At 46.1% G+C, this 17,821-nt stretch carries 13 protein-coding genes, 3 tRNA genes and 1 other RNA gene; 7 read left to right on the top strand and 10 right to left on the bottom strand.

From position 1 onward, the window contains the following. Positions 1-5: 5 nt before the first annotated feature. Positions 6-752 carry an SDR family oxidoreductase gene (locus NC99_RS05665; RefSeq protein ID WP_053180742.1) on the top strand — a complete coding sequence of 249 codons (747 nt, stop codon included), beginning with the start codon at positions 6-8 and terminating at the stop codon, positions 750-752. An 11-nt stretch (positions 753-763) separates the two neighbouring features. Here the strand turns inward: NC99_RS05665 and NC99_RS05660 are convergent, their stop codons facing one another. Both NC99_RS05660 and NC99_RS05655 read right to left on the bottom strand, forming a co-directional pair. Then, entirely contained in the window at positions 764-1,162 is a 399-nt protein-coding gene (locus NC99_RS05660) for a response regulator (protein ID WP_053180740.1), read from the bottom strand. Positions 1,163-1,258: 96 nt separating this feature from the next. Further along, entirely contained in the window at positions 1,259-2,272 is a 1,014-nt protein-coding gene (locus tag NC99_RS05655) for a GntR family transcriptional regulator (RefSeq protein WP_053180738.1), read from the bottom strand. A 185-nt stretch (positions 2,273-2,457) separates the two neighbouring features. Here NC99_RS05655 and omp85 point away from each other — a divergent pair, with 185 nt between their 5' ends. After that, positions 2,458-3,798, top strand: a complete 1,341-nt coding sequence (omp85, locus tag NC99_RS05650) for an Omp85 family outer membrane protein (RefSeq protein ID WP_053180736.1) — start codon at positions 2,458-2,460, stop codon at positions 3,796-3,798. Positions 3,799-3,992: 194 nt separating this feature from the next. Here omp85 and NC99_RS05645 read toward each other — a convergent pair whose 3' ends face one another. Both NC99_RS05645 and nhaC read right to left on the bottom strand, forming a co-directional pair. Next, positions 3,993-5,261, bottom strand: a complete 1,269-nt coding sequence (locus tag NC99_RS05645) for a DUF819 family protein (protein ID WP_162231153.1) — start codon at positions 5,259-5,261, stop codon at positions 3,993-3,995. Positions 5,262-5,308: 47 nt separating this feature from the next. Continuing rightward, positions 5,309-6,772, bottom strand: coding sequence for a Na+/H+ antiporter NhaC (nhaC, locus tag NC99_RS05640; protein WP_239684415.1), 1,464 nt, complete (start codon positions 6,770-6,772; stop codon positions 5,309-5,311). A 204-nt stretch (positions 6,773-6,976) separates the two neighbouring features. Here nhaC and NC99_RS05635 point away from each other — a divergent pair, with 204 nt between their 5' ends. Next, positions 6,977-11,533, top strand: a complete 4,557-nt coding sequence (locus NC99_RS05635; RefSeq protein WP_157624509.1) for a hypothetical protein — start codon at positions 6,977-6,979, stop codon at positions 11,531-11,533. Here the strand turns inward: NC99_RS05635 and trxA are convergent. The 5 genes from trxA to ffs form a co-directional block, all read right to left on the bottom strand. Further along, positions 11,530-11,838, bottom strand: coding sequence for a thioredoxin (trxA, locus tag NC99_RS05630; protein WP_053180728.1), 309 nt, complete (start codon positions 11,836-11,838; stop codon positions 11,530-11,532). The genes NC99_RS05635 and trxA overlap by 4 nt on opposite strands. 223 nt (positions 11,839-12,061) lie before the next feature. Continuing rightward, positions 12,062-12,134 (bottom strand) — tRNA-Gly (locus NC99_RS05625). A 77-nt stretch (positions 12,135-12,211) separates the two neighbouring features. Then, a tRNA-Tyr gene (locus NC99_RS05620) sits at positions 12,212-12,294 on the bottom strand. Between the two features lie 91 nt (positions 12,295-12,385). Then, positions 12,386-12,459, bottom strand: a tRNA-Thr gene (locus NC99_RS05615). Position 12,460: 1 nt separating this feature from the next. Further along, positions 12,461-12,560, bottom strand: an RNA gene (ffs, locus tag NC99_RS21585) — signal recognition particle sRNA small type. Positions 12,561-12,769: 209 nt separating this feature from the next. Here ffs and NC99_RS05610 point away from each other — a divergent pair. Further along, a complete protein-coding gene (locus NC99_RS05610) occupies positions 12,770-13,321 on the top strand; it encodes a DUF4199 domain-containing protein (protein WP_053180726.1) in 552 nt (183 codons plus the stop codon). 6 nt (positions 13,322-13,327) lie between these two features. Further along, positions 13,328-14,281, top strand: coding sequence for a glycosyltransferase family 2 protein (locus tag NC99_RS05605; protein WP_053180724.1), 954 nt, complete (start codon positions 13,328-13,330; stop codon positions 14,279-14,281). Between the two features lie 17 nt (positions 14,282-14,298). On the opposite strand, the gene NC99_RS05600 is transcribed toward NC99_RS05605, so the two are convergent. Next, entirely contained in the window at positions 14,299-15,429 is a 1,131-nt protein-coding gene (locus NC99_RS05600; RefSeq protein WP_053180722.1) for a hypothetical protein, read from the bottom strand. A gap of 167 nt (positions 15,430-15,596) precedes the next feature. Here NC99_RS05600 and NC99_RS05595 point away from each other — a divergent pair, with 167 nt between their 5' ends. Together NC99_RS05595 and NC99_RS05590 are read left to right on the top strand one after the other, a co-directional pair. Beyond that, positions 15,597-16,937, top strand: a complete 1,341-nt coding sequence (locus tag NC99_RS05595) for an MFS transporter (protein WP_053180720.1) — start codon at positions 15,597-15,599, stop codon at positions 16,935-16,937. Positions 16,938-16,993: 56 nt separating this feature from the next. Continuing rightward, positions 16,994-17,821 (top strand): 3-keto-disaccharide hydrolase (locus NC99_RS05590; protein ID WP_053180718.1); only part of this gene is annotated, 828 nt, incomplete at its 3' end.

The following is a 17,821-nucleotide window of genomic DNA, read 5'->3' as shown; positions in this document are numbered from 1 at the left end:
ATCAGATGAAGCGAAATATTTTGGTGACCGGCGGCGCACAGGGAATCGGAAAAATCACGGTTCGTGAGTTACTGTCGGCAGGTTATGCGGTCACCGTTTTTGAAATCGATCAGGAAGCGTTGGATGAATTGGTCAGTGAATTTCAAACTGAAGATTTATTGGCACTTCGGGTTGATGTGTCGGACGAAGCAATGGTGAAAGCTGGCATAGATCAGTCGATTGAGCACTTCGGACGCTTGGATGGATTGGTCAACAATGCGGTTTACCAAGTGTTTAAGCCTTTTCAAACGTTGAGCCTGCAAGAGTGGCAGCGTGCTTTGGAGGTCAATCTGACCGGCCCTTTTCTGTGTGTGAAATATGCCGAATCAGCACTGCGTATGTCGCACGGCGCCATTGTCAATATTTGTTCTACCCGGGCTTTGCAGTCCGAGGCGGGAACCGAATCCTATTCCGTATCAAAAGGCGGTTTGCTGGCACTGACCCATGCTTTGGCCATGAGCCTGGGCCCGGATGTGCGGGTCAATGCCATTAGCCCGGGATGGATTGATGTGTCGGCTGTGAAAAAGAAGTCGGCGGCCAACCCATATGAATTGCGGGACGAAGATCATGCGCAGCATCCGGTAGGGCGGGTGGGCAAAGCCGAAGATATTGCCAACATGGTTTTGTTCCTATTGAATCCGGCCAATGATTTTATTACCGGTCAAAACTTTGTTGTCGATGGGGGGATGACCAAAAAAATGATTTACAAATAGCTTGTTAAGGCTCACACTTTTTCGCGAAGCGGACAATGATTCGGAGCGTGTTTGTCAACAATTTTTATTAAATCACCTCGTTTGATGGGCTTTGAGATATAGTCGTCGCAACCTTCCTCCAAGGCCTTTTTCCGGTCCGACTCCATGGCATAGGCCGTTTGCGCAATGATGGTTAGCTCCGGACGATTCATCTTAATCTCTTTGGTCGCCGTGTAGCCGTCCATCACCGGCATGCGAATATCCATCAAAACCAAATCGATGTCCGGGTTCGACTGGCATTGTTCAACAGCCGACAAGCCATCTTTTGCCCGGTATAGTTTTACATTGAATTCGCTCAACACTTCGGCCAGATACAGGTAGTTAAACTCCTCATCTTCCGCTATCAGAATGTGAATTTGGTTTTTGCTCATCTGGTCTTGGGTCTTGTTTTTATCGCTAAAAAAGAGTTTTTCAAGATACTGGTTTCATTCTTATTTCCCAATTAAATTTCAGAATAGTGTGCGGCACTACAAAGAATTTCTGCGAATAAACTCAAACGGACTTTTGATTCGTTTAAAGTCGCGCGTCAAAATCATCTCGGCAGCCATTTGCCCAATTTGATCATGATTCGTTGAAATTGTCGAGATTCCATCGCACAGCAATTCCTTCACCGGGCTTTCGTTGTACGAAATGATGCCAATGTCTTTGCCGGGCACCCATTGTTTTTGTTTGATCAATTTAAGCAAGTCAAATAAATCGTTGTCGGAAATTAAAATGTAGGCTTCGTTTTGACGGATGTTGTTCTCATCCACCGAATCCAGAATTTGATAGTCGAAACCATGAATTTGATTGAAAATCTGAAAGCCGCGGTTAATATACCTGGAATAGTATTCGTTTTTGGGGAATACCAAATTCAGACGTTTATATTTTTTCAGCAGGTCCAACGCCTGCCCCAAAGCATTCAAAATGTCCTGATCGTATTCCTGGTAAACCACGGGATAGTCTTGCAACTCCGGCAAGTTCTTGTCGATAATTAAAACCTTTTCCTTTGGAATTTTTCTGATCACCGTACTAATGTCGGCTTGTTCATTTCTGAAGTGGGGTAAAATTACAAAGTAGTCGTAATGGGTTTGATTATCTTCCAGGATGTTCTCAAATTCGGTCAGGTCGTAGTTGTAGATAAACACATCTACGCTGGCCTTGGCGCCCATCATATTCACAAATGAAGCATATAAACTTCGCTTATAATTGCTGAGCTTGTTGAATATTAGGGCAATTTTAAGTTTTTTGCCGGTGGTCGTTTTATTTACGTAGTAGCCTTTTCCCCGAACAGCCGACAAAACGCCCTGCTTTTTTAGGTGCACGTACGCTTTTTCAACCGTATCGCGCGACAGCAGCAACTCTTCGCTGGTTTCGTTGATGGATGGAATGCGCTGCCCCTGCTTGAATATTCCGGCTTCAATGTCCGAAAGAATCAGATCTTCCACCTGCTTGTATTTCGGTATTTCAGAGTCGGTATCTATTCTCGAAAACTGCGTCATTTTTTTGGCCTGAAAAAGTTAGTGTTCAACATTGACCTTGTAAAAATAAGAAATCCGGCGTTCAACCGTAGTCGGATGGTCTTTATTTTCTGTTTTCATTGAATCGGCCAAGCTGGCTATTTTGCGGGCATAATATCTGGCGAGGCAAAAAAAACTTATCTTCGCTACTGACTAAATTTAACCGCATGAAAAAACAACCTTTGCTTCTGCTGTTTCTGCTTTCGTGTTTAACAGCTTATTCACAGACCGATGAGAAAGAACAGGTGATTAAGGATGGATGGAATTTTGGCGCCTTGCCAGCCGTCACCTTCGACACCGACCTTGGGTTTCAATATGGCGCTTTGGTCAATTTATACCACTATGGCGATGGAAGCCGCTATCCGGATTACAACCATTCGCTGTATTTCGAAGTGTCGCGTTTCACCAAAGGCAGTGGGATCTACCGTTTTTATTACGATTCGGACCAGCTGATTAAAGGCTTGCAGACCTCGATGGACTTGAGTTACCTGACCGATCAGGCGTACGATTTTTATGGTTTTAATGGCTACGATGCCGTTTTTAATGAGTCGTGGATTGACGATGAGTCGCCCGACTATGTGTCGCGCATGTTTTACAAATACGACCGTAAGCTGTTTCGGTGGAAAATCGACTTGCAGGGCAAAATTACCAACGAGCGGTTTCGCTGGATTGCCGGGTTGAACTTTCTGAACTTCGAGCTGGCCTCAGTCAACATCGACAAACTGAACAAGGGAAAAGACGAAGATGACCTGCTGCCGGAGGTTGATGGCTTGTACGACAAGTACCAGGATTGGGGAATCATTTCGCCTGAAGAGGCTGACGGCGGCTTTGTGCCCACTTTCAAGGGCGGCTTGGTTTTCGATACGCGTGACAATAAACCCAATCCAATGCGCGGGTTGTGGACGGAAGCCGTGTTGGTTGTTTCGCCTGAAATCTTGGGTGCCGAGCGTTCCTTTTCCCAGCTTAGCTTCACTCACCGGCAATATTTCACCTTGATTCCGAAAGATTTGTCCTTCGCTTACCGGCTGGCCTGGCAAGCAAAACTGAGCGGTGAGTTGCCGTTCTATTACCAGTCGCAGGTGGTCACCTCCATCATGACCGGTTCGACTTCGGAAGGTTTGGGTGGCTCAAAAACCTTGCGCGGTATCCGCCGTAACCGGGTGGTGGGCGATGGAATTTTCTTCGGAAATGCAGAACTGCGCTGGAAATTTGCCCGCTTTCAATTCAAAAACAACAACTTCTACTTGGGCTTAAATGGATTTGCAGATTTTGGGCAGGTGATCGATAAGATTGAATTTCAAACGAATAATGCCTTCGTTGAATATAGCTTGCTCAATAATCCAAAAGACTATTTTGACCCTGGAGCCGAAAAAATGCACCTTTCGTATGGTGCTGGACTGCGCGTGGCGATGAACGAAAACTTCATCGTGGCCATCGATTATGGCCTGGCTGCCGACAAGCGTGACGGTACTTCCGGATTCTACATGGGCCTGAATTACTTGTTCTAATCATCGCCACGGCAGCTGCTTTGGCGAGATGGGCAGGCCGATTCATTGAGATGCTGATCTCGCACCATCGAGATGCTGATGTCGCTTATTCGAGATGAGGATCTCGCGCCGTCGAGATGGGGATGTCGCTTCAGGGAGATGCCCATATCGATTAAATGATGTCGAAGTCCTTGTTTACGAATCACTTCGCACTATTAAAGACTCTTCAGAAAAAAGGCGATGGCCACTCCCACGTAGTTTCCAAACGCATAGCCCAGAATTCCGACCGTCAAGCCGGAAATGATGAGGTCCTTGTTCTTTAAGGCACCGGCAACAACCGGCACAAAAGGTGGTGAAAAGGTGAGCGCCGTGATGGTGATGATGGTGGTGTCGGAGTCGACTTTAAAAATCCACGAAAGCAAAACATGAATGGCCATGGAGCCAAACACAGCCAGGACCACATACAAAAACAGATTCAGAAATTCAATCTGAAACATGCTTCGCAAATCGCTCATGCTGGCAATGACCAGTGAGAAAACGATGATGAAATACATGCCCAGCTGAAATGTTTTCTCCAGGCGATTGATCGATTTGACGGTGCTGAAAGCCAAGCCCAAGGTGGTGATGGACAGAATAACCGTCACCATTTGCGCCGATGGCGGAACCAACAAGCTGATGCCGCCCGATACGGCAAAAATGAGTACCGAAAGGCCAAATGCTTTTAGCAAACGGGGTGCACCCTGGCGGCTTAGCATGCCGCGGTAATTGTCCATTTCGTTGACTTTTACACTCATTTTTGCAAACGCCAGCTTGGGGGTTTTGCCAAAGGTTGGCAAGAATGAATTGAACAACTGCTGCGCGACGGTCATCAAAAAAGCAAGGCAAATGGCGCCCAGCATCAGGTCGTAGGTGTGGGTCAGAATAAAAATATTTGGCTTGACATCCAGCGCGGTGCTAATGGCGGCAAGGTTTGGTGTTCCTCCGGTATAAATCCCAACGAGCATACCCGATATTTTCCAGGTTTCAGGTATATGATTTTCAAACAGAAAGTAGCCTGCAAAAATGACAATTAACAAAGAAACCATGGCCAGCAGCAATGAAAAAAGTGCTTGGCTGGCCAGTTTGATCCAGCGTCTGATATCGAGCGAAAATAAAAGCAATGGGATGGCAATTGGAATAACCAGCATGATGATTAAATCTTGCAAGCTGGCGATGTGGTTGGCCAGCAGGTCGTTTTCGGAAATGAGTCCCTGGTTGAATAATGCGGTGGCCTCTTCAGTCGGAAGACTGGTTTTGCTGGCCAGAATATCCCTGAAAGCGGCCGATTGTTTAGGAAACAGGCCAATGTTACCCATCAGCATTCCAATGATATAGGCCAAAACAACCGCGCCAATTTTGCTCAAAAAACTTGAAATATGTGTCAAATAAATTAAGAAGACAGGGAGCGCGAAGTAAAAAGTAATCAACACAATTCCTGGAATCATGGTTGGCGGCATTAGTTTGTGCAGGTCAAATATAGAAATTAGTTCGCTTAGATCGCATCCGGTTTCGGGTTGGGCTTGGTGGCGGGTTTCACAAACCTGCGGATTTTGATGTTGAAGTAAGCAAACAGGATACTCATCACCGGGCTGATGAGGTTGAAAAAACAGTAGGGCAGGTAGTCGAAAGTGGCCACGTCCAGCACGCGCGACTGGGTGGCTCCGCAGGTATTCCAGGGAATCAGCACAGAGGTCATGGTTCCCGAGTCTTCCAGTGTCCGGCTCAAAACTTCGGGTTTCAGGCCGCGTTCTTCATACGCTTTGCGATACATGCGCCCGGGAACGACGATGGCCAGGTATTGATCCGAAGCGGTGGCGTTGAAGAAAACGCAGGTTCCCACCGTTGAACTGACCAAGGCTCCGGTCGACTTGGCCATCTTCATAATTGGCCGGGTAATGCGTTGCAGCAGACCGCCTGCTTCCATAATACCGCCAAACACCATGGCCGAAAGAATCAACCAAATCGTGTCCAGCATACCACGCATGCCGCTGGTGCTGAGCAGGTGGTTCACATGTTCATTTTGGGTTGAAAGCGCCACGTCACCAAACATGGCTTGCATAAAACTGATGTAAGAGGCTTTCCCGTAGCTCATGCCGCGCCCGGCAATTTCCCACACCAGGTCGGGTTGAAAGATCACCGCAAACAAACCGCCCAGCAAAGTCCCAATCATCAGCGATGGAATAGGGGGCACCTTCATGATTATAATGACAAACAAGATGATGGGCACCAAAAACAACCAGGGCGAGATACTGAAAATCTCGCCGATGGCTGATTTAACAAGTTCGATGTCGGTCAAGGAGGATTTAAATTCATAGTTGATTCCGATAATCAGGAAAACAATTAAAGTGATGATGATGCTCGGAATGGTTGTGAAAAACATGTATCGGATATGGGTAAACAAGTCGGTTCCGGCCATGGCGGGCGCCAGGTTGGTCGTGTCGCTCAAAGGCGAAATTTTATCACCAAAATAGGCCCCCGATATAATGGCGCCTGCAGCCATTGGCTCGCTGATGCCGATCGCATTACCAATGCCCAGCAGCGCAACACCAATGGTGGCAATGGTGGACCAGGAACTTCCGGTAGCCACGGAAACCAGCGCACTAACAACAACAGCGGTAATGAGAAATAACTTTGGATTGACAATATCCAGACCGTAATAAATCATCGCCGGCACAATCCCACTGATCATCCAAGTACCGGCAAGCGATCCAATCAGCAGTAAAATCAGCATTGAAGGCATGGCCGAGCCAATGGTCTTGACAACTTGCTGGCGCGTGTGTTCCCATTTTTGCCCGTTGCGCCGAACAACGATGCCGGCCACGGTGGCCGCCAACAACAGCGCAATTTGATTCGATCCTGAAAGGGTGTCTTCAAACACGAAAACATTGGCTGTTAAAAGGACAATCAGAAAGAGGATGGGAAGCAACGCTTCCGCTAAATTGGGTGTTCTTTTCATGGACGCCATACTTGGGCAAAATATTTAACGTTTGTAAATAACGGAATAAATGCGAAATTTTAGAAATTTGCAGGATTCAATTCCTACTTAGGTCGGAATTAATAATCATTTTGATTAGATATTTCTTAAATTGGCACGAAAAGTGGAAGTGCGTTTTTTCTCGAGAGAACGGACTACGAAATGTTTGAAGGAAACCAGGGTAATATGCGAACGAAGTTGGGGCAATTTTTCATTGGTACTTTATTTTTGTTTCTAGGATTGGGACTTGTGACTGAGGGATACGCTCAGGAAGAGGACTTTTTTGTTGTTGCCGGACGATTGAGTACTGACGACGGGAACAATGAGAATGTTCAGATTTTGATTCAGAAAAACGGGGTGGAAGAACAAACTTTTACACCGCCGCGCAATGGGCGATTCAGCTTTGATTTTGGCTACAACAACGAGTTTACCATGACTTTTTTCAAAGATGGTTATTATAAAAAGATGATCGTTGTTTCGACGCATGTTCCCCAGGAAGTGCTTGAAGTTGACAGTAAGTTTCCGCCCTTTCAAATTGATGTTTCGCTGGTGAAAGAAATTCCGGGAATCGACAAAAGTTTTACCAACAAGCCCGCGGGAAGAATTTATTACAATGCCAGTATCGATAATTTCGATTCTGAAGTTTATTTCTCCGATATTCAGCTCGAAGAACAGGCTGCCAATGCCCGTGCCCAGGAACAGGCTTTGACGGAAGAACAGCGGGCGGCACAAGCCCAGCGCGAAGCCGATTACCAACGCACCATTGCCCGTGCCAATGCCTTGACCACCGAAGAACGATATGAAGAAGCCATTGCCCAGTTTCAGAGTGCCAGTGGCTTATTTCCCGAGCGCGATTATCCCAAAGACCGCATTGCCGAGTTAAACGATTTGATGAGTGCGCTGCGCTTGGCCGAAGAACGCCGTCAGCAGGCAGAGCGGGAATACCAGGAGAAAATCAGCCAGGCCGATGCTTTGTTTCAAAGCGAATCCTACGAACAGGCGAAAGATGCCTATGGCGAAGCTTTGGTGCTGAAACCGGATGATCCTTATGCTTCAGGGCAAATTTCGAAGGCCGAAGAGTTGATTGCGCAACAACAGGTTGACCTTCAGTATAATGATTTGATTTCACGTGCGGAGAACTTTTTCAATAACAACGAATGGATGGAAGCCCGAGGATTGTATGAAGAAGCATTGGTTCTGAAACCTTCTGAATCGGCTTATCTCAATGAACAGATCAGCAAAATTGATGATGAACTGGCGGCTCAGCAAGCACTGGCCGAGCTGGAAGCGCAGTTCAACAGCCTGATGGAGCAGGGTGAGCAGGCATTTCAGGCTGAAAATTATCAGGAAGCACTTAGCGCCTTTCGTCAAGCGCTCGAGCTGAAACCAGGAGATGCGCAAGCCAGCAGTCGAATGGCTGAAGCGGAGGCCATGCTCGCCGATCTCCAAAACAGGGAAAGCTATAATCAACGCCTGGCCGAAGCTGAGCAGGCTTTGAGCGATGACGATTTGGCGATGGCAAAATCGCTTTTCAGCCAAGCGCTTACTTTTCTTCCCGATGAGCGTTATCCGAAAGAAAAGATTGCGGAGATTGACGAGGCCATGGCACTGATGTCGCAGTTTAATCAATTGCTGGAGCAGGCTGCCATGTTTGCCAGTCAGGAAGAGTACCAGCAAGCCAAACAACTGTTGCAGCAGGCTTTGCTGATTAAAGATGACGAAGAAGTTCGCAACCGGGTGCAGGAAATGGATGAGCAACTGGCCCGAATTGAGATGGAAAATGCTTATGCCGACCTGATCAGCCGTGCGGATGCCGCCAAGACCGACGAGGCGTACGAGCAGGCCAAGTCACTTTACAGCCAAGCATTAGAGGTGAAAGAAGACGAATATCCGGCAGCTCAGATTCGTGAAATTGATGAGATTTTGGCCGGCTTGGCAGAACAAGCACGACTGGAGCAACAATTCAACGAAACGATGGCGAATGCTGAAGCGGCATTTGCCAGGAGTGAATTTCAATTGGCATTGAATGGTTTTAATGAAGCGCTGGCTTTAAAACCCGGCAATCAGCAGGTGCAAGACCGCATCAATGAAACCGAAGAGCAAATCAGGCAGCTGGAACAAAAGCAGCAGTTTGATGCTTTGGTGGCCCGGGCCGATCAGGCTTTTGAGCAGGAAGCGTACCAACAGGCCAAAACGGGCTACCAGGAAGCACTGGCTATTCTTCCGCAGGAAACACATCCGCAAAATCAAATTCAGCGGATTGATCAAATTCTGGCCCAGCTTGAAGCCGAAAGGCAAAGGGAGGCCGATTACCTGGCTGCAATTCAGGCAGGCGATTCTTTTTTCGATGCAGAAAATTATGATTCTGCTAAAGGAAGCTACCAAACGGCGTTAAATTTAAAATCGGGTGAACCTTATCCGCAGCAAAAAATTACCGAGATTGATGCTATTTTGGCCCGAATGGAGAAAGAGCGCCTGGCTGCGGAAGCGCTTCGGACTTCGTACAGCGATGTGATTCGGCGGGCGGATGCGGAGCTGGCCGAACGGCAATATGCCAATGCGCGCTCGTCCTATGAAGAGGCGTTGGGCTTGCTTCCGGAGGAAACGTATCCAAAAGATCAACTGGCCGAGATTGAACGATTGATCGAACAGGAGCGGGAAGAGGCTTTTCAGACTGCCATTGCTTCGGGCGATCAGTTTTTCCAGGCTGAAAACTACAGCGAATCGAAAAGTGCCTATTCCGAGGCCCTCGACATCAAGCCAAACGATGCGTATGCAACCAGTCAAATTGCCCGGATCACCGAAATGCTGGAGCAGCTAGCTCAGGATCAGTTGCAACGGGAGAGACTTCAGCAACAATACGATGCGAAATTGAAGGAGGCTGAACTGGCTTTCAATAATTCACGGTTCGAACAGGCGAAAAATCTCTACCAGCAGGCCAATACGCTGAAGCCCGATGAAACTTATCCAATTGAGCAGATCGCCAAAATTGATGCTTTGCTGCTTGAGATTCAGCAACGCGAGGCGCTTGATCAGCAATATACGCAAACCATGCGTCAGGCAGAAAGTGCTTTCAGTGCCGACCGGTTGGATGAAGCGCTGCGCCTGTTTGGCGAAGCAGCTGATTTAAAGCCTGATGAGCCATTGCCACCTAGGCGGATCGCTGATATTGAAAACCTGATTTCGCAACGGGAAGAGTTGGCTCGTTTGGCAGCTGAAGAGGCACAACAGCAGGAAGCCATTTTACAGGCGAAGCGGGCCAGCTACGACGCTGCCCTGGCTGAAGCAGAGCAAGCCGTAGCCCAAAAGGAATATGCGACGGCAAAACGGCATCTGGTGGATGCCTTGAATATTTTTCCTGAAGAGCAATTCCCGAAAGACCGGATTGCACAAATTGATTTGATGATTGAGCAGGAGGCCTTGGCCCGCATGGAACGATTACGGCAGGCACAGCAGGATTCGTTGCAGCGAGCGAAGCAGCGGGCATACGACCAAAAAATTAGTGAGGCCGAGTTGGCAGAGCAGGCTGAACAGTTTCAAAATGCAATCAACAGTTATTTTGAAGCGAAAGAAATTATACCAGCCAATGCTGCCGAAGTTGATCGCCGGATTGAGTTGGTTCGTACCAAAATGCTTGAAAAGCAAGGGCTCGAGGCCAGTTATGCCAATGCGATCCGCGAGGCCGACCGTTTGTTTGACAACCAGGATTGGCCAAATGCGCGCACGAGATATGAAGAAGCGCTTACCTACAAGCCAGAAGCGACTTATCCCCAAGAGCAGCTTTTATTGATAGGTCAGCGGTTGGAGGCGCGTGAGGCCAGTTATGCCGAAGCCATTCGTTTGGGCGACCAGTTTTTCAATGAGGAGAACTGGGCACAGGCTAGGAACAATTACAATGAAGCCCTTCGCATGAAGCCGCAGGAGCAATATCCGGCGGATCAGTTGGAAAAAATAAGTCAGCTGGAAAGGCAACCTGAGGTCGTTGCCGTAGCGCAGCCTGTGGAAGCGGAGCCTGTTGCAACGCCCGTTCAATCCGTAGCGGCTTCTGATTTGTACCAGAATTACATTACTTCAGCCGATAACAGCTACAATCAGCAAGATTACAAAGTGGCACAATATTACTACCAGAGCGCTTTGAATGAGCGACCGGGCGAAACTTATCCGAAACAACGAATTCAGGAAATATCGGCATTGATTAACCGGACGATGAGTCAAAACGAGTTGACCGCTTATGAGGAATCCATCAACAAGGCAGACCAGGCGTTTGCTGACAAGCAGTACAGTATTTCGAAGTTTCACTATTACAAGGCCCTCGAAGTGAAGTCGTGGGAGCAATATCCGAAAGATCAGATTCAGGAAATTCAGCGTTTGACCAATTCGCTGCTTTCACAATTGAAAGAAGAAGAATACCAAGATTTGATTTCAAAGGCAGATGAAGCTTTCATTAAAAACGATTACTCTGTAGCGCGGGCCTACTACAACCGTTCGCTAACCATTAAGGTTGATGAACAATACCCTAAAATTAAATTGGAAGAAATTGCCGATATTGTACAGCAGCGACTGTCAAATGCTGATGAACAGGCGTATCAGAATTTCATTTCGCAAGGGGATCAAGCCATGGCTGGAGATAATTTTAGCGTGGCCCGGTTTTACTATCAGAAGGCATTGGATTTAAAACCAAATGAAGCTTATCCACAGGAACAATTGAACGTGATTAAGGAAAACCTGAGTAAAAGCAATTAGTTGCGGTTGAGATGCTGGGTGATTACGGAGTTTAATTCCGATTGATCCACGATTCCCTCTCCGGTCCATTGAACAGATCCACGTTTAAAAAGAATCAATGTGGGAATGCTTCTTACCTGATAGTGGGACGCAATAAAAGGGTTGTTATCAACATTCACTTTTATAATCCGGATACTTTCCTTGAAGGTGCTTTTTACTTCTTTTAGAATTGGAGGGATGTCCTTGCATGGTTGGCACCAATCCGCATAAAAATCGACTAAAACCGGGCGCTCCGACTTAATAATTCTGTTGAATTTTTGTCTCATCTGCTATCTTCTTTTCGTATAATAATTATTCGAAATACTAACCGTACGAAAGCTTCAATGGGTCAGAAGATTAATTGTGATTGGTTTTTTCGAATTGTGTGGATTGTACAAGTTTAAACATTGTCAAGCCTTATTGGTTTTGAAAACACAATAGATAATAGTGATGAGTTATAGATTCTATCAAAAAAAGGCTGTCAAATTTAATTGACAACCTTTTTATATGAGCGGGAGACGAGATTCAAACTCGCGACCCTTAGCTTGGAAGGCTAATGCTCTATCAGCTGAGCTACTCCCGCATTTTAGTTTTCAGTTCCAAGTTTTCAGTTTCAGGTTGATCAACTGGCAACTGAACTTGGAACTTTCAACTCTGTTGTGGGGAGAGCAGGATTCGAACCTACGAAGTCATAAGACAGCAGATTTACAGTCTGCCCCAGTTGGCCGCTTTGGTATCTCCCCAAACAATATTTCAAACAACAAAATCCAATTATTCAAATTCCAAACTCCAATGATTTTGGATTTTTGCCAATTGGATTTCTCCTTATTTTTGAGCCGAATCTCAGATTCGAACTGAGGACCCCGAGATTACAAATCACGTGCTCTGGCCAACTGAGCTAATTCGGCAGGTGGGTAAGCTACCTGTGTCGCACCGCTACAACCGCCTACCCTTGCTGCCTTCCGACCCTGGGGGGATTCAGCGGGAGCTGGTCGCACAGGACTTACCCGGCGACAAAAGTAGAAAAAATTGAATACCCGGCAAACGAAATTTGCCTTTGGACTGCTTTTTTTTGAACTCGTTTTTCTAATCAATTATTGATCAGCCACATGTTTTAGCGTTTTTTTCAGAATTTTATTCCAACTAAATAGCAGCTCTGTAAAGTGTTCTTCTGAAAAATCCAATATATTTGTCGTGTACCAATAAATCATATTAATCATGGAACAAAAATCTACCTTTTGGAAGTCAGCAATGACGTATGGAATTTACCTGGCCGTGGCGCTCATCCTATACAATGTGGTTCTCTATGTTTTAGGCGAAAGTATGAATCAGACCTTGGGGTTGGTCACATGGGTGATTATGGCCGTGGGTATTTATTTATGTCAGAAAAGCTATCGCGATACTGAGTTGGGAGGTTACATCGACTATAGCAAGGCACTGGGCTTTGGTGTGGCTATTATGCTTTTTGCCGGCGTTTTAAATGCGCTCTACAGTGTGATTCTTATGAAAGTTGACCCCAGCCTGATGGAGCAAATTCGAATTATGCAGGAAGAAGCATTGATGCAGCAAGGATTATCGGATGATCAGATTGAGGCGGCTGGCGAGATGATGAATAAGTTCCAAAGCCCTTTACTGATTGTCATTTCCAGTTTATTCACCTTCGCGTTCATTGGATTTATTATATCTTTGGTCACTTCAATCTTTATCAAGCGAAAAGCCGATGAAAACGCTTTTGATGAAGCAATGGGAGAGGTCAAATCTGAAGAATAGACAAGCATGAACATTTCCGTAGTTATTCCTTTGTTTAACGAAGAAGAGTCGTTGCCGGAGCTGACAAGCTGGATTAAGCAAGTGATGGATGACCATCAATTTTCCTATGAGATTATTTTGGTTGACGATGGCAGCAATGACCGTTCTTGGAAAGTGATTCAAAACTTAAACCGCGACAATTCGAACGTTCGGGGTATTAAATTCAGGAGGAACTACGGAAAATCTGCCGCTTTGTATGCCGGCTTTGCCGAGACAAAAGGCGACGTGGTGGTTACCATGGATGCTGATTTGCAGGACAACCCGGAGGAAATCCCGGAATTGTACCAAATGATTACCGAGCAGAACTACGATCTGGTTTCGGGGTGGAAGAAGAAACGGCACGACCCGGTTTTATCAAAAAATATTCCCAGTAAATTTTACAATTGGACTGCCCGCCGGATGACTGGCATTAAAATTCATGATTTTAACTGTGGGCTGAAAGCCTATCGGAGCCAGGTGGTGAAATCGATTGAAGTGTACGGTGAAATGCATCGCTACATCCCGGTTTTAGCCAAATGGGCTGGATTTAAAAAGATAGGCGAAAAAGTCGTCAAGCACCAGGAGCGGAAGTATGGGGAGACCAAATTTGGCATGGAGCGGTTTATCCGTGGCCCGCTGGATTTGCTTTCGGTCATTTTTATTTCGAGGTTTAGCAAAAAACCGATGCACTTTTTCGGTGTGCTGGGCTCATTGATGTTTTTAGTTGGTTTGATAGCAACAGTAACTGTGGGCGTAAATAAGCTAATGGCTTTGTCGCAGCATGTGTCGGCCCCGAGGGTAACCGACAATCCCTATTTTTACATGGCCCTGACGGCAATGATCATTGGAACGCAGCTTTTTTTAGCGGGTTTTATCAGCGAATTGGTTTCCCGAAATTCGGCTGACCGAAACAAATACCTGATTGAGGATACTTTGGGCTAGCCGAGCTCCGTCGCCTTTCAGAATCGGTTTTCGTGTTTCCTCAGTTGCCGCTCAATTTTCTTGTTGTCGGTCGGGTGTTTCTCCAGAAACTGAAAGGCTTTTCTCGCAATGAACTCATTTTCGTGATCAAGCAGCCCGGCTATAATTTCTTCACTTTCGACTTGCTTAATTTGGTGTATTGTAAAGAGATCCAATACATTCTTGATCATCGATCCATTGAGGCTGGATAGCTTTTCAGCCAATCGAAATTCAATTGTCGAAGCAAGAAAAGGAGCTTTTTCCAGCTTGTTGAGGATCTTCCGCTGCGAGGAAAACGAACTGTTATCAAAATAGGAAAACAATTGGAGCTGTTTTTGCTCGTCGGCTAGCATCGCAGGCGAAATACTTTCAATGGCTTTTCCTGAAATCGTCGGATCTTCGTTTGCGATTAGCTCAAATAGTTTCATTTCAAGTTCGGTCGTCCGGGTCAGTTCGCCTGGCAGGTTTTCCAACCCCCAAACCCGATCACTGTTGTTTTTACTGTCAAGAATTTCAACCAGCAAACTGGGCTGGAGGTTTTCGCGTGTGTGGTTTTCAATCAGCTTTCGGGTGTTTCCATGAACAATGTGCCAGATGGTGTAGGTTGAATAAACCGCATCTTCAACAATGTAATCTTCTACTCCGGGAATGGTTGCTGCTGTTACGCCATCTACATCATTTTCATCAACTTTCGGAACCAATTCGTCTATTTTGTAATTGCCCAACGCGGAGAACGGATCAGCCAGCAATTCATGCAAGCGCTCGTAATCCTTTTTCAGAAATGGTTCGTGCTCCGATTTACTTAGAAATTCGCCTTGAGGCAACCGGAAGCCCAGGTAGCGCCCGGTAACCGTCCAATGCAGGGTGATGTCAAGCAAGCGGCATTCGCCATCAATACACACACCCGTCAAAATATTCCGGAAGTAGGAATGAATTAAACCAGTTTCGTTTTTTACAATGAATAAGGTGTCGTTGGGAATGGTGTCGTTGAAATCGACCAGTTCAAAAGAGTTTTCCAAATGCTTGGCATCAAATGTTGGCGCATGAAAGTATTGCACCTGATCCGGTTTTTTACCCGACAGGCTGACAACCACAAGGAATAATGGTAAGAGGTATTTTATCCGCTTCATGCTTCACAATACTTTGAATCTCAACTCTTCCGATTTCAGTTTGCTGCGGCAAAAGTAGTAAAAGAAAATCATAAAAAGATAGAAATCTCTTTTTAAGAAATTGTAAAAAGTGTTTTGAAGGGGCAGGGCATACAAAAAGCTGTTGAATTTACAGGTAGCTTTGCAGGATGTTTAAAGAGCAATACAATCATGTCCCTTTCAGTCCTGCCAAGTCGCCTGTGTTTTACGGGTGGTTCATCGTGTTGTGGGGAACCTTGGGTATTATTATGAGCGTGCCGGGGCAAACAATGGGGGTTTCGACCTTCACCGACCATTTAATTGATGCCCTTCGGTTCGACAGGAATGAGCTGAGTACGGCTTATTTGATCGGAACCATTGCTAGTTCGTTTGTGCTAACCCGTGCCGGAAAAGTTTACGATAAAATTGGTGCCCGGTGGTTGGGGACCATCATTACCATCGCTTTGGGTTTCATATTGATCTACCTGAGTCAGGTCGATCGCATTGCCTTTAGTTTAGGCAAGTTGTTGCATATTGCTTCTTTTCAGTTTTATTTGAGTTTCATCATCATTACCATTGGTTTTTTCATGTTGCGATTTGCCGGGCAGGGCGTGTTAACCATGCTTTCGCGCAATATGATGATGAAGTGGTTTAACCGCAAACGTGGCCTGGCCAACGGAATAAGCAGTGTATTCGTTTCGCTGGGTTTTGCTATTTCACCACTGGTTTTTGACTATTTAATTGAAGCTTACAGTTGGCGTTGGGCATGGATTTTTTTGGCGCTTGTTGCTGGTTTTGGCTTTAGCTTGATTGTCCTCATCTTTTTTCGCGATAACCCGGAAGATTGTGGATTGGAACAGGATGGAGACAGTGTTGAGCGAATTGAAGAACAGCAGCGCGTGATGCATAAGGCCGAAAAGCAATTCACCCTGAAAGAAGCCCAGCGATCGTTGCCATTTTGGGTTATGGTCGTGGCTTTGTCCATGCAAGCGCTATATATTACCGGCTTTACCTTCAATTTGGTTTCAATTTTTGAATCGGCCAATATGGATAAAACAGTGGCACTGGCTGTTTTTTTACCCACATCGGCCATCTCTGTTTTTATTTCGCTGGCTGGCGGTTGGCTCAGCGATCATATTAAAATGAAATATTTGCTGTTGGTATTTTTATTTGGACAAATGGTTTCGCTCGTCAGCTTATCATTGCTATCACCCGGACTGCCTTACCTTTTTATGATTGTTGGAAATGGAATTGTTGGCGGCTTGTTTAGTGTGTTGACGAGTGTTGTCTGGCCCAGGTTTTATGGGCGACAACATTTGGGTGCAATCAGTGGATTTGCCATGAGTTCCCTGGTGTTCTTTAGTGCCATGGGGCCTTTGTTGTTTAGCTTTTCCTTCACCGAAATGGGCTCATATGCCTGGGCGGCTTATTTGTGTTTGGCCATTGTCGGGATCAACTTCATCGCAGCTTTCAAAGCCGATAATCCACAAGAAAAATTGGCCCGCCGATAGCCGGCTTTTCGTCAGGAGCTTTATCTTTGTTGGAATAACCAACAAAACCGTATATCATGAAAAATACTTTTCTCGCTGTTTTTTTCTTTGCTGCAATTCTGCTGGTTTCCGCCTGTCAGAACAAGAATCAGGATGAATGGATTTCGTTATTTAATGGTGAAAACCTGGATGGTTGGGAAGCGATGGAACATCCCGAATCGTTTCGGGTAACCGATGGCGCCATTGTTTGCCAGGGCGACCGGGCACACCTGTTCTACACCGGCGGATCAGAGAACGGGATTTACAAAAATTTTGAACTCAGAGCCATGGTGATGACCACTCCGGGCTCCAATTCCGGCATTTTTATTCATTCAAAAAAACAAGAGAAAGGTTGGCCACTAAAAGGCTATGAAGTTCAGGTGAATAACTCGCATCACGGATCCGGAGATTACGTCGAACTGAAAAAAACAGGCAGCCTTTACGGGATTCGCAATGTGTATTACCCTACGGTTGACGATAATGAGTGGTTTGAAATGCGGGTGAAAGTTGTTGAAAATCAGGTGAAGATTTTTGTGAATGAAAAGCAAGTGGTCGATTACGTTCAACCTGATCAACCCGATCGTGCCCAAAATGACAAATACAAGGTTCTGGATCGCGGTTGTTTTGCTTTGCAGGCGCACGATCCAAACAGCACCGTTTATTTTAAAGATATTCAGCTGAAAGTGCTGCCCGAAGGCGATGTCGTAATGCCGCCCGTAGATAAGGAATGGGACAACAAAATCACCAAGCTGCATATGGCGAACTTTCCCGTTATCGATTTTCATGTTCACCTGAAAGGCGGATTGACGATTGAACAGGCTGCGGAGAATTCGATGAAGCTTGGAATCAACTACGGTATAGCACCC

The sequence above is a fragment of the Sunxiuqinia dokdonensis genome, assembly GCF_001270965.1.
GTDB classification, from domain to species: Bacteria; Bacteroidota; Bacteroidia; order Bacteroidales; family Prolixibacteraceae; genus Sunxiuqinia; species Sunxiuqinia dokdonensis.
This window is presented reverse-complemented; position numbering and strand designations above follow the sequence as displayed.